Origin of the sequence: Halobacterium sp. CBA1132 (assembly GCF_001485535.1) — an archaeon.
Lineage (GTDB): Archaea > Halobacteriota > Halobacteria > Halobacteriales > Halobacteriaceae > Halobacterium.
Genome location: NZ_BCMZ01000001.1, coordinates 2,478,428 through 2,500,335, shown reverse-complemented (window position 1 = coordinate 2,500,335; position 21,908 = coordinate 2,478,428). Strand labels below are relative to the sequence as shown.

The following is a 21,908-nucleotide window of genomic DNA, read 5'->3' as shown; positions in this document are numbered from 1 at the left end:
ATTCTCGGACGGCAAATAGGCGTCGAACTACACACGTTTGAGCGGTCGCCGGAGCGCTCGCGGTGCCTCCGTCGTCGGGGTTCGCAACACTCATAAGCCACAATCGCCTTCTACCGTGTGCGAGCAGTCCATTGGGGTAGCGGCCAATCCTGAAGCCTTCTGGGGGCTTCGACCCTGGTTCGAATCCAGGATGGACTACTTCTACTGCGAACGCGAGACGCGTAGCGTTCGAAAATCGCGGAGCGATTTTCGCAGCCCATCAGAACCGCGTTGCGGTTCTGAGGACGTCTCGGCCCGTGCGAACGGCAGCGCCGTGAGCACCGTGAGCAGTGAATCGTCGGGATTCGTCCTCTGGAAGTCGCGCGCAGCGTAGCGAGCACGTCTTCCTCCAGTTCGAATCCAGGATGGACTATTCTCCTTCGACACTCGACTTCGCAGCGGCGCGTCTGCTTCACGTTCCAAACTCTCGCCACCAGCCAGCCGAACGAACCCAACCACAACGCCACTAAACGGGGCGCCCGTACGCGTACACATGAGCGTCGTCGACACGCTCGCGGAGGGACTCCGACTCGGCGGGGAGATGTTCTGGGAGACGTGGTGGGCGCTCGTGCTGGGGTTCACCATCGCGGGCGCCGTCGAGACGTTCGTCAGCGAGGAGCGGATGTCCCGCGTGCTCGGCGGGTCCGGGCTGCGCGAACTCGGGCTCGGCACGCTGTTCGGCGCGGCGTCGTCGTCGTGCTCGTTCGGCGCCGTCGCGACGACGAAGAGCCTCTTCAAGAAGGGCGCGTCACCGATAGCGAGTCTAGCGGCGTTCCAGTTCGCGTCCACGAACCTCGTCATCGAACTCGGGCTCGTGATGTGGATTCTGCTCGGCTGGGAGTTCGTGCTCGCGGACTACGTCGCCGGCCTGTTGCTCATCGTCCTGCTCGCCGCCGTCTTCCAGTACGTCGTGCCGGGAGAGTGGTTCGCCGCCGCCCGCGAGCACGTCCAGTCCGCGGAGGGCGTGCGCGACCCGGTTTGCGGGATGGACGTCGACCCGGCCAGCGACGACATCGTCGCGCTGGAGACCGACTCCGGGACCGAGTACTTCTGCTCGGAGTCCTGCAAGCGCACGTACGAAGACGAACAGCACGGCGAGTCGCGCCACCCGAGTCTCGCGACGAAGCGCGGGTGGCGCCTCGCCGCGAAGAACGCGGTCGGGGAGTGGCAGATGCTGTGGACGGACATCGTCGCGGGCTTCCTCGTCGCGGGGCTCATCGGCGCGTTCGTGCCGCGCGCGTGGTGGACGACGCTGTTCGACGTCGGCGCGCAGGGGTCGTTCTCGTGGGTCGCCGCGAGCGCGATAATCGGCGTCACGGTGGGCGTCGTGACGTTCGTCTGCTCGGTGGGGAACGTGCCGTTCGCGGTCATCCTCTGGAGCAACGGCATCGCGTTCGGCGGCGTCATGTCGTTCATCTTCGCTGACCTCATCGTCCCGACCATCACCGACGCCTACCGGCGGTACTACGGGCTGCGGATGGCGGCGGTGCTGTTCGTCGGCATCTTCGTCACCGCCGTCGTCTCCGGCATCACTATCCACTACGTCTGGCACGGCCTCGGGCTCGTGCCGGCGCAGGGCGAGGTCGGCGGCACCGCGCCCTCGGGGTACACGACGTACCTGAACGCCGCGTTCGCGCTCGTGTTCCTCGCGGAACTGTACTTGATGTACGGCGCTGACGCCGACGAAGCGGAGAGCGCGCACGCGCACTGAGAGAACAGCCGGTACGTTGAAACGCGCCGTGGGCGAACCATCCGCTCCCATGCTTCGGGACGCCCTCCACGGCCTGCGGACGCTGCTGTTCCACCCGGGCTCGTTCTTCGAGACGCACCCGCCCGAGCGGTCCCTCGGCGGCGCCGCAGTCGTCGTTATCGTTGTCGCTTTTCTCACGACCATCGCGTTCGTCGCCGTCGGCGAGTACATGGCCAGCCAAATCGACGCCACCGTCACGGTCACGACGATGGAGCCGTGGCCCCAGTCGCAGTGCGCGAGCTTCGCCGAGATGAACGTCTCGACGCCCGAGCCGTGTACCATCGACGAACCGCAGACGAAGCAGGTCTCGGTCGGCGCGAAGCTCCGCGACGCCATATACCGGCGCGTTCCCGTGCTCTTCTTCGCGACGCTGCTCGGCTGGGTGCTGGTCGCCGTCGCGCTGCACGCGGTCGGCGCGTTCACCGGCAGCCGCGGCTCGTTCACCGCGACGCTCTCAGTCACCGGCTGGGCGATGCCCGCGCAGCTCGTCCAGTCCGCCTTCGGCATCGTCGGAATCGTCGTCCTGTTCTCGGGCGTCGACCTCGCCAGCGACCCCGAGCTGCTGGCCGACCAACTCCGCCGGCTCACCAACACGACCGGCAGCGCAATCGGCGTCCTCGGCGCGCTCGTCGGCACCGCGTGGCAGGCGTACATCTGGACGCACGGCCTCCGCGAGGGCCACGATACCTCGCTGGGCAGCGCGGCCGCTGCGTCCGCGCTCGTCGCCGTGTTGCTGTTCGTCGTCTCGCTCGCGTAGCCACTTTCAGTTTCACTGTGCGGCAGGATCCCGTTCTTGTGTGCGACGTTCGTCTGACGCCGGTAGATGGACCATCCCTCGGACGCTGGCTGGCGCGTCAAGTGCCCGCGCGGCCACACGCGACTGCGCCGGCAGCGCGACGGCCGCTACTACTGTCGGAGTTGCCAGCGCCACTACGACAGACGCGACCTGCGGCAGTGACGACCGCCGTGCGTCTGACGAGCGCATGCTCCTCGCGGGCGACGTTTCGACTGGAAAACCGACTGACAACTTCCACCCGCGACGACCCCGATACCACCTTCTCGACGGGATAATCGCGGGGCAGCGGCCACCCCCGACCCCTCCGTTTCGACTGGAACGGGGTGTGGTACCGTCTCACTCGTCCTCGACGAGGTCCATCGCGTCGAGTTCGCGCTCGGGGTTGTATTCGGCGAGGTCGCCGCGTTCGATGCCCGCGCGCCCCGTCAACTCCCCGAGAATCGCCTCGCGGGCGTCCTCCGGGGTGTCGTACTCCTCGGGCACCAGCCGGTCGAAGACGTCCGCCAGCGCCTCCGTCTCGTTGACGACCTCGTCGCGCTCGGTCGCGTACGCCGCGCGCAGGTCGCTGGCGTTCGTCGGATAGCTCGACCCCTGCACCGCGGCCTCCATCGCCGTCAGCGTCTCCTCGACGTGCTCGGCCTGCGGGCGCTCGTGCTCGCTGGGGAACTCCTCGGTCGACTCCTCGGGCACGAAGTCGTCGCTGTCGTCGCTCATACCTAGGTGGTTCGACGCGCCCGGCAAATGCGTGCTGGCCGCCTACTTCTCGACGTCCAGCAGCGTCACGCGCTCCCGCACGACGCCCGCGAGGTCGCCCGCGGCCGCGTCCAGTTCGGCGTCGCTCACGTCGAAGAACTCCCGAATCGTCTCGCGGTCGCCGTAGACGCCCGCTCCGCTCGGCTCGTCGGCCGCCAGCACTCGCCCGCCGTCGAGGAACGCCGCGACTGCCGCCGCCGCGCTGTCCTCGTCGCCGCCCGCGACAACGACCACGACCGCCTGCTCGCCCTCGTCGACGCCCATTTCGAGCGCCTCCCGAATCTGCCGGCGGCCCGCCGCGTACAGCAGGACTTCGACCGACCGGTCGCTGGCGACGTTCTCGCCGCGGTCGAACGCGCGGTCGGCGTGCTCGACCGCCGCCGCGAGATGCTCGCGGTCCGCGACGTACGCCGCGTCGAACGCCTGCACGACGGTCTCGGGGCCGCCCTCCGGCAGGGCCGCGACGAACACCTCGACGTCCTCGACGACCACGCTGCCCGCGACCAGCTTCACGAGAAGTCCCCCAGATTCGCCTGCCCGCCACGGTCGGCCTCCTCGGCGGCCGCCACCGCGTCCGCGTCGGCGTCCACGCTGTCCATCTCGGGGTTCGAGTGCCCGACGTTCTCCAGGATGCGCTCGGCGGTCTTCTCGCGGCCGCGCACCGCCCCCAGCACGAGGCTCTTCTCGGCGTCCCGGAGGTCGGCGCGCGACTCGACGCCCGCGTTGTAGAGGCGGCGAGCGCGCTTCCGGCCGACGTTCCGCACGCCCGCCAAATCGAGGAGTTCCTCGCGGACGCCGTACTCCACGCGCTTGCGCGCCTCGCGCACAGCGGCCGCCGACTCCACGTCGTCGAGGTCGCCGGCGAGGCGCTCGGCGGCGTGCAGCAGCCACTCTGCGGTCTCGACCTTCCCGCGGATGTCCCCGGGGCCGACCCCGTAGCGCTCCGCGATGCGGTCCTCGTCCAACTCCGAGGCCCAGTCTTCGAGGAGCTTCGCGGTCTTCAACGCCGACAGCCAGTCCTCGAAGGCCGCCTCCTCCTCGCGGGGTGCAGACCCGAGCAGTTCGTCCTCGCGCTCGTAGGCGAGCTCCGTGTACTGCTCGCGGTCCCCCGACCGCAGGTAGAGTTCGTACATGTCCGGCGTCCGGCTCACGAGGTGGAACAGCCCGAACGGCGTCGGACTCGCGCCCCCCTCGCCGGTGTCACCGTCCGCCTCTGGCGCTGGTTCCTGCATCTCGCTGGCGGTCTGGAAGCCGGCGTCCTCGGGGTCGCCACTCGCTCGCTGGCGGCCACCGCTGGCCGTCTCGCTGCGTTCTGCCGCCCGCAGTCCGTCGACCAGCGTCGCCGCGCTCATCGGGTCGACGTACAGTTGGCTCACGAGGTGGCCCGTGCTGGTCGCGCGCAGCGTGCCGTCCTCGCGCTCCACGAACTCGTTCCGGTCGAGGTACGCCAGCACGTCCCGCGTGACGCTCTTCAGCCGCCCGGGGTCGTCGGTCTGCGTGGCGTACAGCGTCTCCCCGAGGAACTCGTGGAGTGCGTCCTCCGTTGTCGTGAATCCCGTCGCGACGGCCGCGAGGACGTGCGTGCGGAGCGCGGGCTCCGCCGCGAGTTTCGAGCGCACGGGCTCGGGCTCCGCGTAGATGTACCGGTCGAACAGCTCCTCTAGCTCGTCGTGGTCGTTCGCGAGCAGCACCGCTTCGCCGTACGGGTCTCGACCGGGGCGGCCCGCGCGCCCGAACATCTGGTGGACCTCCAGCACGGACAGCGGCTGCATGCCGCCCGCAGTGCCGTCGTAGCGCTGCCAGTCCCGCACGACGACTCGGCGGCTCGGCGTGTTCACGCCCGCCGCGAGCGTCGGCGTCGCGGAGACGACTTTGATGGCGCGGTCGCGGAACGCGTCCTCGACGAGCTCTCTTTGCTCTCTCGACAATCCCGCGTGGTGGAACGCCGCGCCCTTCTCCACGGCGTCCGCGAGGTCGGTGCTGGTCTCCGTGTCGCTGACGCCCCTGATTTCGTCGGCGACCTTCCGGAGGCGCTCGCGGTCGTCGTCGCTGATGCCCTGCTTGGTGACGTCCGCGAGCCGGCGCGCCGCTGCCTCCGCGTTCCGCCGGGAGTTCACGAACACGAGCGTCGAGCCGTCGTCCGCGAGCGTGTCCTCCACGATGGCAGCGGTCTGACTGTCGCTGCCGCCGGTCGCGAGTTCCTCCTGCGTGCCGTCGTCGTAGTGGACCGCCTGCCCGTAGTGGACGCCCGTCCGCAGGTCGATTGGCCGCCACTCCGAGTCCACGAGTTCGGCGTCCAGCCAGTCAGCTATCTCGTCGGCGTTCCCGACCGTCGCCGACAGCGCCACCACCTGGAGGTCCTGCACGCGCTGGCGGAGTTTCGCGAGCGTCACTTCCAGCGTCGGGCCGCGGTGGTCGTCGTCGACGAGGTGGACCTCGTCCGCGACCACACACGAGAGGTCGTCGATCCAGCCAGCACCGTTGCGTACGAGCGAGTCGACCTTCTCGGAGGTCGCGACGATGATGTCGTTGTCCGACAGCCGCGAGCCGTCGTCCTCGTAGTTCCCCGTGGAGACGCCCACGGACAGCCCGAACTGCTCGAACGCCTCGAACTCGGTGGCCTTCTCGCCGGCGAGCGCGCGCAGCGGCACGATGTAGAGGGCGGTGCCGCCGTCCTCGATGGCCGACAGCATCGCCAACTGCGCAATCAGGGTCTTCCCGCTGGCGGTCGGCACGCTCGCGACGACGCTCTCGCCCTCCGCGACGCCCGCCTCCACGGCCTCGGCCTGCGGCGGGTACAGCTCCTCGATGCCCCCCGATTCGAGGTGGTCGGCGACCCCCTCGGGGAGACCGGGTACGTCCGCGACTTTCATTACCCCGGAATAGGCTCGTCTCGCGGTTTAAACTGTCGGGCCGGGCAACACCAAATATATACGTTGACCTGTCTCAATCTAAGAGTATCTGGAAAGTTCGCTGTTCCCCAATCATGGATTAGTTAAAATGGTAGATATAGAACGAATTTCGGTTAAAAATTTCAAGGGTCACTCTGATTTCGCCTTCCAAGCGAAGGATATCAACATCATCACTGGTAGGAATAACGTTGGTAAGACTTCTATTCTGGAAGCTATTGACTTAGACTTTAATCCAACCAATGTCCGTGACTACGCTAGCAACGCTGATAAACTGGTAAACGCAAAAACTGACCAAGCTGAAATTCTTTGCACTTACTCGGGAAGTAGCGGACAGGCTGGGCTTGCGGAATTTACGAGTGAAGGCGAAAGGCAGAAACTAACTATTCGGCTTGCCACTGAGGAGGAAAAAATAGATTTCTTTAACACACTTATTGACCGACAAATAAGTGGTGAAGAAAGAGTCCTCAGCGAGCTAAAGGAATCAATTGATCACTCAAATGAAATTGAGACTACCCTCCGCGATTCGGTTGAACGGGTAATTAGTGATTATCTGGCAAATGATGACTTCGATCGGCTTTTTAACTCAGCTATTATTCTAGAACGGGAACAGTCGAAAGTACCCTTTGTCTACATCTCAAAAAATCTCGAAGAATTTGTGTCTGATGTATCGGAAATACTGGCGTACGAGATAGATATTGAATCATCGGACTCTACAGAATACTCTGGCGTTGAATGGGCAATCGAGCGGATATTCCGCGGCCTAATAATTGGTCGGCATGGTAGGAGTAACTACCTTGGAAGAATTGAAGACTCATCCGAAGTCAAATTTGTAAAGTCATTTGATATATCTGAGAAAGATATCCGGTCTCATAATGATTATTCTGTTATACTCAGTCGAATTGAGGACGATCTACGTAATTATGGTCTAGTTGAGAATCTGCATGATTTTAGTCTGGACGAACTAGTTTTTGACGAGAACGGCGATAGATACTCTATCCCATATGATTTCATGGGTGACGGATTTAAGGCGATGGTTGGGCTCCTGTGGGAGCTTCGGGTTAGTGAAGAGCAGAATTACGCTCTCCTCCTCGAGGAGCCGGAAAATCACATGCATCCAGGGTATATCCGGGATCTCGTCGGATTTCTAACCGAGTTTACGACACAAGAAGATACACAAATCTTTATCACCACACATAATATGGACTTTATACGTGAATTTCTTGAATACCCTGGTGAAAATATGCGACCTTACCTTCGCGAAAGTTTCCAAATTATACAAGTAAGGGAACACGCGTCAAAGGTGCTTAACTATGAACAGGCGAAGAGTGAGTTGGAAGAACTTCACCTTGATCTTAGGGGTGGATGAGTCAGATGAGCCGGAGTCTTATTCTTTGTGAAGGCAAGTGGGACATGCACCTATTAAGACAGGTGTTTGAAAGGCTTGACTCTCATCTTGATGTCCGAGAGTTTAATTTAGAAGAGTATGACGGACCGAGACGAGGAGAAGAAACAAGAAAAATTGATTGGTTAAAAAGACCGGACTACCCAGGAGATGTTTTGATTAAGGCTGAGGGTGGTCGGACTTTCCTTAAGCGCACTATAGCAAGTTCTATTAATGATTTAGTGGATGGCGATTTACACTTAAGAATATTAGCAGATTTAGATCACAGGTCCGTTGATGAATGGCTAGGGGATGTAAACGAGCGATTTGATTACACGAAAGATGTTCGAATCGACACTACATCCCAGATATACGACTGCAATATTTTGTGCTGTCATTCTTGCTCTATATTTATTGGGGGAAATTCGGTTGACGAGTTCAACCTAATAGCATTCAAACAAAAAATGGAGGAGGCAGTTGGCATTGATAAAGGAATACATGATAAAAATGATAAATGCCGACTAATAAATCAGTTTTCTGAAGATAGCGGCGACTTCAATGTTGCCGTTGAAAGAACGATACTGTAACCATCCAGATTTTCGCCCAATAGCGGCACGCCTATAACTACTAATTTTGTAATACTGGTATGCGAGTCGAGTTCGACCGCGACGTCTGCATCGGGATGTTCCAGTGTGTCGCGGAGTGGGACGCCTTCGAGAAGGACACCGACGCCGGCAAAGCAGTCCTGCAGGACAGCGAGGAGGTCGAGGACGGCGTGTTCGCGCGCGAGATTCCCGAGGACGCGGAGTTGGACGCGAAGTTCGCGGCGCGCTCGTGCCCCGTCGACGCCATCACCGTCTACGACGACGACGGCGAACAGGTCGTCTGAGGTCTCGTTTCCGCGTTTCCGACGCGGGCAAGGCTTATGCTAACTCACAACACACTAGCGACTGTGATGTGCCACCACTGGGAGGAGGTACCGATTCGGGAACTCGACCCCGAGGCGGAGTCCGTCGACGGCGAGGAACCCGACGACGTAGCCAAAGAAGTCGCGCCCGCGTAGAGCGCTCGTTTACGCGATTTTCTCGTACTGGTCGGAGAGCTTCTCGGCGGCCTCGCCGAGCTGGTCGCGCTCGTACTCCGTGAGGTCCCACTCCACGACCTCCTCGACGCCGTTCGAGCCGAGTTTCACGGGGACGCCGAGACCGACGTCGTCCAGCCCGTACTCGCCGTCCAGCACGACGCTGCCGGGGAGGACTTCGCCCGTGTCGCGGAGGATGGCCTCGACCATGTGGGCGACGCCCGTCGCCGGCCCCCACTGGGTCGCGCCCTTCTTCTCGATGACGTTCATCGCGGACTGCTGGAGTTCCTCGAGAATCTCCTCGCGTTCCTTGTCCGAGAACTCGGGGTCGGCGCCGTCCACGCGCACCTTCGAGAACACGGGCACCTGCGCGTCGCCGTGCTCACCGAGGATAGTCGCTTCGACGTTCTGCACCGGCGCGTCGAAGCGCTGCCCGAGCACGTAGCGGAACCGCGCGCTGTCGAGGCGGCCGCCGAACCCGACGACCTTGTGGCGGTCGCGGTCACCGGCCTCGTAGAGGTGGCGGTTCAGGAGGTCGACGGGGTTCGACGTCGTGACCGTCACGAAGTCGTCGTTGTGCTCGGCGATGGAGGAGCCGATGTCCTCCATGATGGGCGCGTTGTCGCCCGCGAGGTCGATTCGCGTCTGTCCGGGCTGGCGAGGAATCCCGGCGGTGATGACGACGACGTCGGAGCCAGCGGTGTCCTCGTACGTCCCCTGATAGACCTCCGTGTTGGAGTCGTAGGCGACGCCGTGGTTCGCGTCAGCGGCCTGCCCGACGGTCTCGTCTTCCTTGTCCGGGATGTCCACGAACACGAGTTCGTCGGCGATGTCGCGGAGCGCGAGGTTGTAGCCTGCGGCGGCGCCGACCGTGCCGGCGGCCCCCACGATGCTGACTTTCGACATATCACGTGTACCAACCTTTGGGAATCCGTTAAGCGCTTCGGTGGCACCCAGCGCGCGGGAAATTCGCCTGCACGGACGGCGACGACCGTCGACGCGCGCCGGAGTGCTCGAAGCGGGGGTCGCCTCCGCAGGGTTTTCGAGGCGTCGCGTCCTGTGCACACCCATGAGCGACACTGACGACGGCTTCGACGAGGAGGCCGTGCGCGAGGAACTCCGGGAGAAGTACGACGACGACGACCGCGGGGAGACCGAGCGCATGAGCGAACTCCTCCTGCAGGGCGCGACGATGACCAACAAGCACTGCGACCGCTGCGGGAACCCGATTTTCCGCTACGAGGGCCAGTCGTTCTGCCCGAACTGCCAGCAGTCCGGCGGCGAGCAGCAGGCCGCGAGCCAGCCGGCCGACACGCGAGCGCAGGCGGAGGCCCAGCCTGCCGAGGGCCAGCAGTCCGCCGACCGGCAGTCTGCCGACGGACAGCCCGCCGACCAGCAGTCCGCGGGCCGGCAGCCGTCTCGTTCGGTCGAACGCCAGCAGTCCGCTCAGCCCACTCGCGAGCAACCGCCGGCGCAGCCCGCGACGCCCGAGCAGTCGCCGGCCGACAGTCAGCAGCCACCCGCCGGAACCGAGCCGGCTTCCCCCACGCAGTCCGGGGAGGGCGCGGACGCGCTCGACGCCTCGATTGCCGCGCTCGCGCGCCGCGCCGCCGGCGCCGACGACCCGCGTCGCGCCCGCGAGTTCCTCGAAGCCGCCCGCGAGGGCGCCGAAGCTCTCGACGCGCTCCGCCGCAACTCGTAACACGGCGGCCACACACCTCCACACATGGATATTCTCGTGCCCGTCGACGGCTCCGACTGTAGCTTCCGCGCGCTCGGGTTCGCCGCGGAGATGGCGGGCCGCTACGACGGCGACATCGACGTCGTTCATTTCGCCGACTCCGAATCGGAGAGCACCGACGCCGTCGTCGACCGCGTCGACCGCGTCCTCGACGCGCAAGGCGTCGACACGGAACCCGAGGTCAACACGGACATCGACGTGGAGTTCCGGCCCAGTGACAGCGTCGGCGACGACGTCCTCGAACTCGTCGAAGAACGGGGCTACGACCACGTCGTGATGGGCCACCACGGCGCCGGCGCGCTCGAACGCGCGCTCCTCGGGAGCGCCGCCGAGACGGTTCTGCGCGCTGACCGCGTGCCCGTCACGGTCATCCCCTGAGCCGGCGGAAGCGTTCACACACTTCCAAACCGCTTAACCCCGAGCGCTGACTCCGCAGTCGTATGGACACCTACGAACTCCTCTCGCGGAACGCGGCGGAAGTCGTGACCGAGGAGGAACTCGAAGCGCTCGCCGACGACCCCGACGGGAAGCGAGCGTACGTCGGCTACGAGCCCTCGGGCGTGCTCCACCTCGGCCACCTCCTCACCGCGAACAAACTCATCGACCTGCAGGACGCCGGCCTCGACGTCGTCGTGCTGCTCGCGGACGTCCACGCCTACCTCAACGGGAAGGGCTCCTTCGAGGAGATTCGCGCCACCGCCGAGCAGATGAAAGCGCAGTTCCTCGCCTACGGCCTCGACGAGGACAGCACGGAGTTCGTGTTCGGCAGCGACTACCAGATGGACGACGACTACCAGCTCGACGTCCACGAACTCGAACTGGAGACATCGCTGAAGCGCGCCCAGCGCGCGATGGCCGAGATTCAGAGCGGCGAGACCGCGAAGGTCAGCCACCTCGTCTACCCGCTGATGCAGGCGCTGGACATCGAGTACCTCGATGTCGACGTCGCGGTCGGCGGCATGGACCAGCGGAAAGTCCACATGCTCGCCCGCGAGGAACTGCCGAGCCTCGGCTACGAGAAGCGCCCCGCCATCCACACGCCCATCGTCGGCGACCTCGAAACCGGCGAGGGGAAGATGTCCTCCAGCGAGGGCATCACCATCTCCATGGAGGACTCCACCGAAGACCTCGACGAGAAGGTGAATTCGGCGTTCTGCCCGCCGACCCGCGACCCCGAGGGCGACCTCGTCAACCCCGTGCTGGAGCTGTTCCAGTACCACGTCTTCCCGCGCTTCGAGGGCGTCGTCGTCGAGCGCCCCGACGAGTACGGCGGCAATCTGGAGTACGACGACTACGAGGCGCTCGCCAGCGACCTCGAATCCGGCGAACTCCACCCCGCCGACGCGAAGGGCGCGCTCGCGGACTACCTCGACGAACTCATCGCGCCCGGTCGCGAGCGCCTCCGCGAGATTCGCGGCGAGTAGTCGGCGTCTGAATCGCGGCGAGTTCGCTCGGGCCGTCGCCGCCGACGCGGCGTCGCGGCCACCCGGCTTTTCCGTCTGACTCGGCAACTACCGGCCCCATGGTGGAATACTGTGACAGGTGCGGTACGGCTCTCGACCCGGAACAGCCCCGTCACCAGCGGTACGTCTTCGAGGCGGCGAGCGACGACACGGAGACGGTGACCGGGCGACTCTGCTCGGACTGCTTTTTCGAGTTCGAGGAGTGGCTGGAGACGAAGTCCGTCGTCGAGGAGTGACCGAAGCCACGCCACCAGGAGCGCAGTGTGTGGCGCCACGCGCTGCGAGAGACGCTTTCGGCGATAGCGCAAAAACGCGGGTTCACTCAGGTGTCTGCAAAGCGCGTCGTTGAATCAGGAAGCCACGGGGTCGTCCGAGACGGCTCTGCTCTCTCGAACCACTTGGCCCGAGGCGATTCACATTCCGAACACGCCCATCACTGATTTCGCGGCCCGGCGCACGAGCAACGCGAGGCCGAGGAGGACGAGGACGAGGCCGGCGGCGACGATTGGGGCGTTCCACGCGACGACGCCGATGCCGGCGAGAACCAACAGGACGCCGACGACGCCGGAGATCCCGAGTTTGTCGAGCATATCTCCGACCAGCGCCACCACGGGGGTAAGCGTATTGGTCGCGGGGAGCGCGTTCGCGGGGTCGTCTGCACCCCTGATTGTACAGGGTTTAAACCGCTCGCTGTCGTATTCGACGCTATGAGCGACGACGAAGGTGGACGCACGAACCTTCGGATGCCCGAGGACGACGAGGTGTTCGCGGAAGTCACAGACATGCTCGGCGCGAACCGCGTCCGGGTTCGTTGCGCGGACGGGGAGGAGCGGACCGCCCGCATCCCCGGCCGGATGCAGAAACGCATCTGGATTCGGGAGGGCGACGTGGTGCTCGTCGAGCCGTGGGACTGGCAGGACGAGAAGGCCGACGTGGCGTGGCGGTACGAGAAGTCCGAAGCCGACCAGCTCCGAGAGGAAGGCCACATCCAATGACGGTGGCGCGGCGGTGACCGACGACTTCGGACTCGCCGAGGACACCGAGGGGGCGTCCGGAGACGAGTTCGAGGAGATCGACGTCTCGGACACGGAAGCCGACCGCATCGCGCGCCGGCAGGACCGCGAGTTCGCGGAGTTCCGGAAGCGCCTGAAGGACAACGAGCGGTTCAAACTCGACGACGGGGCGTTCGACGACGCGACGTACGCGGCAATCTACAAACTGGTCGAGGACGGCTACGTGGGCGCGTTCGGCGGCCCGATTTCGACCGGGAAGGAGGCCAACGTCTACGAGGCCCTCGACCACGACGGCGGCGACGTCGCGGTGAAGGTCTACCGCATCAACGCGTCGAACTTCACGCAGATGCGGGACTACCTGGAGGGCGACCCGCGCTTCGAGGGGATTCGCGGCGACAAGAAGGCGGTCGTGCTCTCGTGGACGCGAAAGGAGTTCGCGAATCTCCAGCGCGCCCGCGAGGCGGGCGTTCGCGTCCCCGAACCCATCGCTGTCCAGCGGAACGTGCTCGTGATGGAACTCATCGGGCAGGAGGGCGACCCCGCGCCGACGCTGAACGACGTCGACGTGGACAACCCCGAGACGGCCTACGAGGTGGTCCGCGAGTACATCCGTCGGCTGTACGACGCGGGACTGGTCCACGGCGACCTCTCGGAGTACAATCTCGTGGTGTACGACGGCGAACTCGTCGTCATCGACGTGGGGCAGGCGGTCACCATCCACCACAACAAGCACGGCGAGTTCCTGCAGCGGGACTGCCGGAACGTCGCGAACTTCTTCGCGCGGCAAGGGGCGGATGTCGACCCCGAGTCGCTGTACGACTACGTCGTGGAGAACGCGTCCCCGCGCTCCGCGGAGGAGACAGAGCGGCCCGACGACGGGTAGACCGGAATCGTTTTTGCGGCCGTCGAGCTACTCGCGAGTATGCAGTCCGCTCCCACTGGCTGGCGTTGGCGTGCTCCGGGAGCGGACAGTCTCGTCGCCGCGGCCTGACGGGCGTCACTCGGTCGGGTCGGGGGCGTGGCTCCCTCGCTTCTCTCGCGCACCGCTTCGCCGAGCACCAGCCACATCCACACAAAATGCCAGCCGACTCCGAGACCACCCAGCAGGACAGCACCGATTCGGTCACGCCGTACAGCGTCGCGGGCGACGTCGACTACGAGAAACTGCTCGCCCGGTTCGGCGCGGACGCGCTGACAGACGACCAACGACGCCGCTTCCCCGACCACCCGATCGTGCGCCGCGGGTCGTTCTACGCGGGCCGGGATGTCGACGCGTTCCTCGACGGCGAAACGCAGTCCATCGTCACCGGCATCGGGCCGTCCGGGCCGATGCACCTCGGGCACGCGATGGTGTTCTACTTCGCGAAGCGCCTGCAGGAAACGTTCGGAGCGCGCGTCTACGTCCCCGTTTCCGACGACGAGAAACTCTGGTTCAAAGACCAGACCGCCGACGAGACCAGCGACTACCTCGACGAGAACCTTCGCGACCTGCTCGCCGTCGGCTTCGACCCCGAGTTGACGCGAATCGTCGTCGACACCGAGGACGCCGACGTAATCTACCCGCTCGCGACGGCGTTCGCCCGGGACATCACGAACTCGACGCTCGAAGCCGTCTACGGGACGCCCGAAAACGCCGGACAGGGGTTCTACCCGGCGGTCCAGACCGCGCACTTGGTGCTCCCGCAACTGGTCCACGGCGCCCACGAGACGCTCGTCCCCATCGCCGTCGACCAAGACCCCCACGTTCGCGTGAGCCGGGACGTCGCCGCGAAAGCCCGCTACCCCGTCCGGAAGCCGGGCGCACTCCTGATGCAGTTCCTGCCGTCGCTTGGCGGCCCCGGGAAGATGAGCAGTTCCGAGGGCGTCGCGATTCGGCTCACCGACGACGCCGAGACGGTGCGGCGGAACGTCCGCGAGCACGCCTACACTGGCGGTCGCGCGAGCGTCGAGGAGCACCGCGAGCACGGCGGCGACCCCGAAGTGGATGTCCCGTTCCAGTATCTCGCGGCGTTCTTCGAGCCCGACGACCGTGAACTCGCGCGAATCGAGCGCGACTACCGGCGCGGCGACCTGCTCTCGGGCGAACTGAAGGAACTCGCCGCCGACCGCATCGCGGCGTTCCTCGCCGACCACCAGCGCCGCCGCGACGCGCTCGGCGACGTCCACGAGGAACTCGCAGCGTACCGACTCACCGAGGACGAGCGCGAGCGTGCGCGTGCGGTAGTCGGCTTCCAGCGAGGATAACTGGCGCACTCGCGGCTGACTTCCCATCCGAATCGGCCGTGCTGTCTGACGGCGACGAGTCGCTGTCGTTGGAGAGCCGGAACGGCCGTGAACCGCTCACACGCCGTGAGAGAAGGCTTTTACGGTCCCACCGAGTATTCTGGGGTATCATGAAGCACGTGAAGATTCCGCAGGACCGAATCGGCGCGCTCATCGGCGAGGGTGGGGAGACCCTGCGCCGCATCGAGCAGGCCGCCGAGGTCCGTCTCGACGTCGACTCCGAGGACGGGTCGGTCGCCATCGAGCGCACCGGCGACCCGATTCGGGGGATGCAGGCGCCGGAAATCGTCCGCGCCATCGGTCGCGGGTTCGACCCGGACGCCGCGCTCAGCCTCCTCGACGACGAGATGCGGATGTTCGAGACTGTCGACATCGAGCGCGCCGCCCGCAACGACAACGACCTCCGCCGCAAGAAGGGCCGGCTCATCGGCGAGAACGGCCGCACGCGCGAACTGATGGAGGAACTCACGGGCGCGAACGTCGTCATCTACGGGTCGACGTTCGGTGTCATCGGTCAGCCGAACGAGGTCGACGTCGCGCGCTCGGCCGCCGAGATGCTGCTGGACGGCGCGCCCCACGGCTCCGTCTACTCGTTCCTCGAGCGCAAGCGCGCCGAGGAACTCAAACAGCAGGGCATGGAGTACCACGAGTTCTCGGGCTGACGCGGTTCTATCCGCACTTCTGCGGCTCTCGTTTTCCTCACCCGACAGCGGGCGCTCCATCACGTGAGCTTCGACAGAGTAAGCATAAATACCGAATTCCGGAATCGTGGATTTGGCGCTGACTGGCGTCTCAGCGCGTCTCCCCAGGTGTGGTACTCCTTTACGCACAAGTTTTAAATAGAATCGCATTCAATCAATGAGTATGGCGCAGCAGATGGGCAATCAGCCCCTTATTGTACTCTCCGAGGACAGCCAGCGCACCTCCGGAGAGGACGCACAGTCGATGAACATCACCGCCGGGAAAGCCGTCTCCGAGGCCGTTCGGACGACACTCGGCCCGAAAGGCATGGACAAGATGCTCGTGGACTCCACGGGTAACGTCGTCGTCACGAACGACGGCGTCACCATCCTCAAGGAGATGGACATCGAGCACCCGGCGGCCAACATGATCGTCGAGGTCGCCGAGACCCAGGAGACCGAAGTCGGCGACGGCACCACGTCCGCCGTCGTCGTCGCCGGTGAACTCCTCTCCGAGGCCGAGAACCTCCTCGAACAGGACATCCACGCGACCACGCTCGCGCAGGGGTACCGACAGGCAGCAGAGCAGGCCAGCGAACTCCTCGAGGAGAAAGCCGTCGACATCTCCCCGGACGACACCGAGGAACTCGAGAAGCTCGCCGCGACCTCCATGACCGGCAAGGGCGCGGAGAACGCCAAAGACGTCCTCTCCAGTCTCGTCGTGCGCGCCGTCCAGTCCGTCGCGGACGAGGACAGCGTCGACACCGACAACGTCAAAGTCGAGAAAGTCACCGGCGGCGCCATCGAGAACTCGGAACTCATCGAGGGCGTCATCGTCGACAAGGAGCGCGTCAGCGAGAACATGCCCTTCGGCGTCGAGGACGCCAAGATCGCGCTCGTCGACGACGGCCTCGAAATCAAGGAGACCGAGATCGACACCGAGGTCAACGTCACCGACCCCGACCAGCTTCAGGAGTTCCTCGACCAGGAAGAGGAGCAGCTCAAGGAGATGGTCGACGCGCTCTCGGCAGCCGGCGCGAACGTCGTCTTCGTGGACGGCGGCATCGACGACATGGCCCAGCACTACCTCGCACAGGAGGGCATCCTCGCCGTGCGTCGCGTGAAATCCGACGACTTCACCCGTCTGTCCCGCTCGACCGGCGCGACGCCGGTCTCGAACGTCAAGGACATCGAAGCCAGCGACCTCGGTGAAGCCGGCAGCGTCGCCCAGAAGGACATCGGCGGCGACGAGCGCATCTTCGTCGAGGACGTCGAAGAGGCGAAGTCCGTCACGCTCATCCTCCGCGGCGGCACCGAGCACGTCGTCGACGAAGTCGAGCGCGCCATCGACGACGCCCTCGGCGTCGTTCGCGTCACGCTCGAAGACGGCAAGGTGCTGCCCGGCGGCGGCGCCCCCGAGACCGAACTCGCGATGGAGCTGCGCCAGTTCGCCGACTCCGTCGGCGGCCGCGAGCAGCTCGCCGTCGAAGCGTTCGCGGACGCGCTGGAAGTCATCCCGCGCACCCTCGCCGAGAACGCGGGCCACGACCCCATCGACTCCCTCGTGGACCTCCGCAGTCAGCACGACGCCGGCGGCTCCGCGGCCGGCCTCGACGCCTACACCGGCGAAGTCATCGACATGGACGCCGAAGGCGTCGTCGAGCCGCTCCGCGTGAAGACCCAAGCCATCGACTCCGCTACCGAAGCGGCGACGATGATTCTCCGCATCGACGACGTCATCGCCGCCGGCGACCTCGCCGGCGGTCAGGTCGACGGCGACGACGGCGGCGACGAAGGCCCGCCCGCTGGCGGCCCCGGCGGCGCCGGCGGCATGGGCGGCGGTATGGGCGGCGGCATGGGCGGGATGATGTAAAATCGGCAGGAGCCGATTTTACAGCAGCCGACGGAGCTCCGCTCAGTCGGAATGATGTAAACCCACTTTTTGCTACACTCGGACGGCTTCGCCGTCCTCGTTCGCAAAAACTTGGGGAAAAAGCGCCGTCACCCACCTTCGGTGGGTTCGGCGCCAGCGCGCTCCGCGCGCTGTGAACCGGCGACCTCCGGTCGCCGGATGCTCCCGTTTCGCCGCGCTGCACCGCTCGCTCACCGACTCGCGTCTTTCTTTCGGAACTGCCGGACAGCGGCGCCTCTCGACACAAGGGAGGTTCTAAGTGCGGTGCCTGCAATTTTTGCGGCATGGAGACACTGCTGCTCAACAAGGACGACGTCGCCGAGAACGTCCAGATGGGGGACCTCATCCCCGCCGTCGAGGACGCGTTCGCCGCCTACCAGCGCGGCGACGCGCAGATGCCGTCGAAGTCGTACATCGACCTGCCGGAGTACAACGGTGACTTCCGCTCGATGCCCGCCTATCTGGACGCCGGCGACTGGGACGCCGCGGGCATCAAGTGGGTGAACGTCCACCCGGACAACCCCGACCGCTACGACCTCCCGACGGTGATGGGGACGATGGTCTACTCCGACCCCGAGAACGCGTACCCGCTTGCCATCATGGACGGCACGGAGCTCACGATGCAGCGCACGGGCGCCGCCGCCGCCGTCGCCACGGACTACCTCGCCGTCGAGGACGCCTCCAGTTTCGGCGTCGTCGGCGCGGGCGTCCAGTCGTACACTCAGTTGGAGGCCATCTCGACGGTCCGTGACATCGAGGAGGTCGTCGTCAGCGATGTCAACGAGGACGCCGTGCGCGCGTTCGTCGAGCACTTCGAGGACAGCTTCGACGTCCGCGAGGGGTCGATTAGCGACGCCGGCCACTGCGACGTGCTCTCGACGGTCACCCCCGTCGAGGACCCCATCGTCTCCCGCGAGGACGTCGCCGACCACACGCACATCAACGCGATGGGCGCCGACGCCGAAGGCAAACACGAACTCGCCGACGACCTCCTCCTCGACAGCAAGCTCGTCATCGACGACCACGCCCAGACCACCCACTCCGGGGAAATCAACGTCCCCTACAACGCGGGCGTGCTCGGCGACGACGACATCTACGGCCAAGTCGGCGAACTCGTCACCGGCCTCAAGGACGGCCGCACGCCCGAGGACGGCGTCACCGTCTTCGACTCGACGGGCCTCGCGATTCAGGACGTCGCCGCCGCCCACGTCGCCTACGAGCACGCCGACGAGCACGACAACGGCTACGAGTTCGACCTGCTCGGCGTCTAGAACGCACGTTTTGCGCTGCGGGCCGCCTGCGGCGGCCTCTGCTCACGGGCGCTTTGCGCCCGTTCACATGGTTAGCGGGACCTTCGGTCCCGCTCAACTCGGCAAAACCTGCACTAAAAGCACTCCTCCTTCGTGGTTCGAGAGAGCGAAGCTCTCTCGTCATCACGAAAGAGCGCGACGCGCTCTTTCGAACGACTTCGTTTCACTCCACTCAGTCGTCGGCCCGAGCGCTCACGCTGTTCGCGCTCGGTGAACCGCTCGCCTCGGGATCTGTCGAGCCGCGAGGCTCGCGGATGCGTGTCACCGCCACTCTCCGTGGTCGATTTTGGACGTTCGTCCGGCCGACCCCCGTGCTACCCTTCCTCTCGGAATGGTTATACGTGAATGGGGCCTCTATCTGTACGTAATGGCAGAAGGCAAGGTTGACTTCTTCAACCAGACTGGCGGCTACGGTTTCATCACGACTGACGACGAGGACGACGACGTGTTCTTCCACATGGAAGATGTGGGCGGCGAGGACCTCACCGAGGGCACCGAGATCGAGTTCGACATCGAGCAGGCCCCCAAGGGCCCCCGCGCGAAGAACGTCATCCGCGCGTAACTCCCGAATTCAGAACTAACTGCGGATTCTCCGCTTTCCACGCCGCACAGCGACGCGCACGGGAGCGACCTACTGTTCGACGTCGACGCCGCGCTCGTCGAGCAGCGCGAAGAACTCTCCGGGAGATAGCTCCGGGACGCCGTGTTCGTCGGCGTCCTCCCGCTTGCTCGCGCCCGGATTGTCGCCGACGACGAGGTAGTCGGTGTTCCCCGACACCGACGACGTGGCGTGGCCGCCGTGGCGCTCCACGAGGTCCTGCAGGTCGCCGCGCGTCCACTCGTCGACGCTGCCCGTGAACACGACGGTGAGGTCCGCGAGTTCGTCGCTGCTCGCACTCTCCGGGGACTGGGGTTCGCCGAGGCGGTTCTCTTCACGCAGGCGCTCGACGACGCGGCGGTTACGGTCGTTGTCGAGGAACTCCCGGACGTGGCCCGCGACCACGTCGCCGACGCCCGGGACCTCGCGCAGCTCGTCCTCGTCGGCGTCCAAGAACGCGTCCAGCGTCCCGAATTTCTCCGCGACGTCCCGCGCGACCGTCGGGCCGACCTCGGGGATGCCGATGGCCGCGAGGAACTCGCTCAGCGGCGGGTGGCGCGCCTCGGCTAACTCATCGTGGACGTTCCGCGCGCTCGTCTCACCCCAGCCCTCCAGCGCCGCGATATCCTCGACCGTGAGGTCGTAGAGGTCGGCGACATCGTCCTCGACGAGGTCCGCCTCGACGAACTGCTCGGCGGCCGCCTCACCGATGCCCTCGATGTCGAGTACGTCCGCGAAGTAGCCGACCGCGCGCACCAGTTGGGCGGGACACGCCAGCCCGCCCGTGCAGAACGCGATGGGGCCGTCGTACTCCACGTCGCTCCCACAGCGCGGGCAGCACTCCGGCATTTCGAAGTGCCCCTCCGAGCGGGACTCGACGACTTCCTCGACGTACGGGATGACGTCGCCGGCGCGCTGCACGCGCACGCTGTCTCCGATTCCGACGCCCTTCGCCGCGATTTCCTCGCGGTTGTGGAGACTGGCCCGGGACACCGTGACGCCGCCGACCTCCACGGGTTCCAGCAGCGCGACCGGCGTCAGCCGCCCCGTCCGCCCGACCTGCACGACAACGTCGGTAACTCGCGTGACCTCCGCCCGCGGCGGGAATTTGTACGCGAACGCCCAGCGGTAGTGCCGCGCCGTCACGCCGAGGTCGACGCACGTCCGCCGGTCGTCGACTTTCAACACCACGCCGTCGATTTCGTAGTCCAGTTCCTCGCGGTCCTCGCCGAGCGCGTGCCGGTACTGGATGGCGTCGTCGATGCTGTCCACGCGTTCGCTACGCTCGTTGACCTTCAGCCCCCAGTCCGGCAGCGCCTCGTGTTCCGCCCAGTGCGTGTCGAGGCCGGCGTCGAGGCCACCCCGTGAGGGACCAGTCTCTATCGCGTCCCGCGACTCGCCGGCCGCGAGCACGTCGTAGAAGAAGCAGTCGAGGGGGCGTTCGGCGGTGACGCTCGGGTCGAGTTGGCGCAGCGTTCCCGCGGCGGCGTTGCGCGGGTTCGCGAACGGCTCCTCGCCGCGTTCGACGCGCTCGGCGTTGTACTCCTGGAACGCGTCCCGCGGGATGTACACCTCGCCGCGCACTGCGAGGAAGTCCGGCGGGTCGCCGCGGAGGCGCTGGGGGACGCTCTCGATGGTGCGGACGTTCTCCGTGACGTCCTCGCCGGTCTCGCCGTCGCCGCGCGTGGCGGCGCGCACGTACCGCCCCTCCTCGTAGACGACTTCCACGGAGAGGCCGTCGAATTTCGGTTCGCAGACGAAGCGCACGTCCCCGGCCTCGCGTTCGACGCGCTCGGCGAACTCGCGGATGTCGGCCTCGTCGCCGCTGGAGTCGATGGACAACAGGGGGGCGACGTGGTCGACCGTGCCCAGTTCCTCGACGGGTTCGCCGCCGACGCGCTGCGTGGGGCTGTCTTCGGTCTGGAGGTCGAACGCGTCCTCTAACTCCTGCAGCCGCTCGAACAGCTGGTCGTAGGCGTGGTCTGAAATCACGGGGTCGTTCCGGACGTAGTAGCGGTAGTCGTGGTAGCGGACGGCTCCCCGCAGTAGTTCCGCTTGTGCTTCGGCGTCGTCCGCGTCGAGGTCGTCGACGGGCGCGAAGCCAGTGTCGGGGTTTCGAACGTAAGGGTTGTCCTCGGGCGCGTCGTCGAGGGCGTCCGCGTCTGCCATGCAGCGGCGTACGTGTGCCTCGGTGGT

Annotated in this window: 23 protein-coding genes and 1 tRNA gene; 18 read left to right on the top strand and 6 right to left on the bottom strand. The window is 65.4% G+C overall.

The window, feature by feature from the left end; all coding sequences use genetic code 11:
- The first annotated feature begins 125 nt into the window (after positions 1-125).
- The 4 genes from AVZ66_RS13125 to AVZ66_RS17095 all read left to right on the top strand — a co-directional run bounded on the left by AVZ66_RS13125 (position 126) and on the right by AVZ66_RS17095 (position 2,747).
- A tRNA-Gln gene (locus tag AVZ66_RS13125) sits at positions 126-198 on the top strand.
- A gap of 334 nt (positions 199-532) precedes the next feature.
- Positions 533-1,750 (top strand): permease, encoded by a 1,218-nt coding sequence (locus AVZ66_RS13120; protein ID WP_058984523.1) that lies wholly within the window; start codon positions 533-535, stop codon positions 1,748-1,750.
- A gap of 49 nt (positions 1,751-1,799) precedes the next feature.
- Positions 1,800-2,546: a Yip1 family protein gene (locus AVZ66_RS13115; protein WP_058984522.1), complete on the top strand. Its 747-nt coding sequence runs from the start codon at positions 1,800-1,802 to the stop codon at positions 2,544-2,546.
- A gap of 66 nt (positions 2,547-2,612) precedes the next feature.
- Positions 2,613-2,747, top strand: a complete 135-nt coding sequence (locus AVZ66_RS17095; RefSeq protein ID WP_269432494.1) for a hypothetical protein — start codon at positions 2,613-2,615, stop codon at positions 2,745-2,747.
- A 174-nt stretch (positions 2,748-2,921) separates the two neighbouring features.
- Here the strand turns inward: AVZ66_RS17095 and AVZ66_RS13110 are convergent, their stop codons facing one another.
- From AVZ66_RS13110 to AVZ66_RS13100, 3 genes are read right to left on the bottom strand one after another with little or no spacing between them, the layout of a single operon-like run.
- Entirely contained in the window at positions 2,922-3,299 is a 378-nt protein-coding gene (locus AVZ66_RS13110; RefSeq protein ID WP_058984521.1) for a hypothetical protein, read from the bottom strand.
- Between the two features lie 42 nt (positions 3,300-3,341).
- A complete protein-coding gene (gene cgi121 / locus AVZ66_RS13105; protein WP_058984520.1) occupies positions 3,342-3,851 on the bottom strand; it encodes a KEOPS complex subunit Cgi121 in 510 nt (169 codons plus the stop codon).
- The gene (locus AVZ66_RS13100; protein WP_058984519.1) at positions 3,848-6,211 is read right to left on the bottom strand and encodes an ATP-dependent DNA helicase; all 2,364 of its coding nucleotides are present in this window, start codon (positions 6,209-6,211) and stop codon (positions 3,848-3,850) included. The genes cgi121 and AVZ66_RS13100 overlap by 4 nt, the downstream gene beginning before the upstream one ends.
- A gap of 127 nt (positions 6,212-6,338) precedes the next feature.
- On the opposite strand from AVZ66_RS13100, the gene AVZ66_RS15760 reads away from it, so the two are divergent.
- From AVZ66_RS15760 to AVZ66_RS13090, 3 genes are read left to right on the top strand one after another with little or no spacing between them, the layout of a single operon-like run.
- Entirely contained in the window at positions 6,339-7,616 is a 1,278-nt protein-coding gene (locus AVZ66_RS15760; protein ID WP_082678847.1) for an AAA family ATPase, read from the top strand.
- Between the two features lie 5 nt (positions 7,617-7,621).
- Entirely contained in the window at positions 7,622-8,218 is a 597-nt protein-coding gene (locus tag AVZ66_RS16345; protein WP_157575669.1) for a hypothetical protein, read from the top strand.
- A 59-nt stretch (positions 8,219-8,277) separates the two neighbouring features.
- On the top strand, positions 8,278-8,520 hold the full coding sequence (locus AVZ66_RS13090) for a ferredoxin (RefSeq protein ID WP_058984517.1): 243 nt from the start codon (positions 8,278-8,280) through the stop codon (positions 8,518-8,520).
- A gap of 183 nt (positions 8,521-8,703) precedes the next feature.
- Here the strand turns inward: AVZ66_RS13090 and mdh are convergent, their stop codons facing one another.
- A complete protein-coding gene (gene mdh / locus AVZ66_RS13085; RefSeq protein ID WP_058984516.1) occupies positions 8,704-9,618 on the bottom strand; it encodes a malate dehydrogenase in 915 nt (304 codons plus the stop codon).
- A gap of 163 nt (positions 9,619-9,781) precedes the next feature.
- Between mdh and AVZ66_RS13080 the strand changes: the two genes are divergently transcribed.
- The 4 genes from AVZ66_RS13080 (at position 9,782) to AVZ66_RS16725 (ending at position 12,152) form a co-directional block, all read left to right on the top strand.
- Positions 9,782-10,414, top strand: coding sequence for an Sjogren's syndrome/scleroderma autoantigen 1 family protein (locus tag AVZ66_RS13080; protein WP_058984515.1), 633 nt, complete (start codon positions 9,782-9,784; stop codon positions 10,412-10,414).
- Positions 10,415-10,438: 24 nt separating this feature from the next.
- Positions 10,439-10,831, top strand: coding sequence for a universal stress protein (locus tag AVZ66_RS13075; RefSeq protein WP_058984514.1), 393 nt, complete (start codon positions 10,439-10,441; stop codon positions 10,829-10,831).
- Positions 10,832-10,893: 62 nt separating this feature from the next.
- Positions 10,894-11,877 (top strand): tyrosine--tRNA ligase, encoded by a 984-nt coding sequence (locus AVZ66_RS13070; RefSeq protein ID WP_058984513.1) that lies wholly within the window; start codon positions 10,894-10,896, stop codon positions 11,875-11,877.
- Positions 11,878-11,975: 98 nt separating this feature from the next.
- Positions 11,976-12,152, top strand: a complete 177-nt coding sequence (locus AVZ66_RS16725) for a hypothetical protein (RefSeq protein ID WP_197407773.1) — start codon at positions 11,976-11,978, stop codon at positions 12,150-12,152.
- Positions 12,153-12,329: 177 nt separating this feature from the next.
- Here the strand turns inward: AVZ66_RS16725 and AVZ66_RS16720 are convergent, their stop codons facing one another.
- Positions 12,330-12,506, bottom strand: coding sequence for a hypothetical protein (locus AVZ66_RS16720; RefSeq protein WP_197407772.1), 177 nt, complete (start codon positions 12,504-12,506; stop codon positions 12,330-12,332).
- Between the two features lie 117 nt (positions 12,507-12,623).
- Here AVZ66_RS16720 and eif1A point away from each other — a divergent pair, with 117 nt between their 5' ends.
- From eif1A to AVZ66_RS13035, 7 genes are all read left to right on the top strand, one after another.
- Entirely contained in the window at positions 12,624-12,911 is a 288-nt protein-coding gene (gene eif1A / locus AVZ66_RS13065) for a translation initiation factor eIF-1A (RefSeq protein ID WP_058984512.1), read from the top strand.
- Between the two features lie 13 nt (positions 12,912-12,924).
- Positions 12,925-13,812 carry a serine/threonine-protein kinase Rio1 gene (gene rio1 / locus AVZ66_RS13060; RefSeq protein WP_058984511.1) on the top strand — a complete coding sequence of 296 codons (888 nt, stop codon included), beginning with the start codon at positions 12,925-12,927 and terminating at the stop codon, positions 13,810-13,812.
- Between the two features lie 194 nt (positions 13,813-14,006).
- Complete coding sequence (locus tag AVZ66_RS13055; RefSeq protein WP_058984510.1) at positions 14,007-15,173, top strand: tryptophan--tRNA ligase; 1,167 nt, start codon at positions 14,007-14,009, stop codon at positions 15,171-15,173.
- A gap of 149 nt (positions 15,174-15,322) precedes the next feature.
- Positions 15,323-15,874 (top strand): pre-rRNA-processing protein PNO1, encoded by a 552-nt coding sequence (locus AVZ66_RS13050; RefSeq protein WP_058984509.1) that lies wholly within the window; start codon positions 15,323-15,325, stop codon positions 15,872-15,874.
- Positions 15,875-16,076: 202 nt separating this feature from the next.
- Positions 16,077-17,765 carry a thermosome subunit alpha gene (thsA, locus tag AVZ66_RS13045; RefSeq protein WP_394326155.1) on the top strand — a complete coding sequence of 563 codons (1,689 nt, stop codon included), beginning with the start codon at positions 16,077-16,079 and terminating at the stop codon, positions 17,763-17,765.
- Positions 17,766-18,088: 323 nt separating this feature from the next.
- Positions 18,089-19,075, top strand: coding sequence for an ornithine cyclodeaminase family protein (locus AVZ66_RS13040; protein WP_058984508.1), 987 nt, complete (start codon positions 18,089-18,091; stop codon positions 19,073-19,075).
- Positions 19,076-19,481: 406 nt separating this feature from the next.
- Positions 19,482-19,676 carry a cold-shock protein gene (locus AVZ66_RS13035; RefSeq protein WP_058984507.1) on the top strand — a complete coding sequence of 65 codons (195 nt, stop codon included), beginning with the start codon at positions 19,482-19,484 and terminating at the stop codon, positions 19,674-19,676.
- A gap of 69 nt (positions 19,677-19,745) precedes the next feature.
- Here the strand turns inward: AVZ66_RS13035 and ligA are convergent, their stop codons facing one another.
- A complete protein-coding gene (ligA, locus tag AVZ66_RS13030; RefSeq protein WP_058984506.1) occupies positions 19,746-21,881 on the bottom strand; it encodes an NAD-dependent DNA ligase LigA in 2,136 nt (711 codons plus the stop codon).
- Positions 21,882-21,908 lie beyond the last annotated feature (27 nt).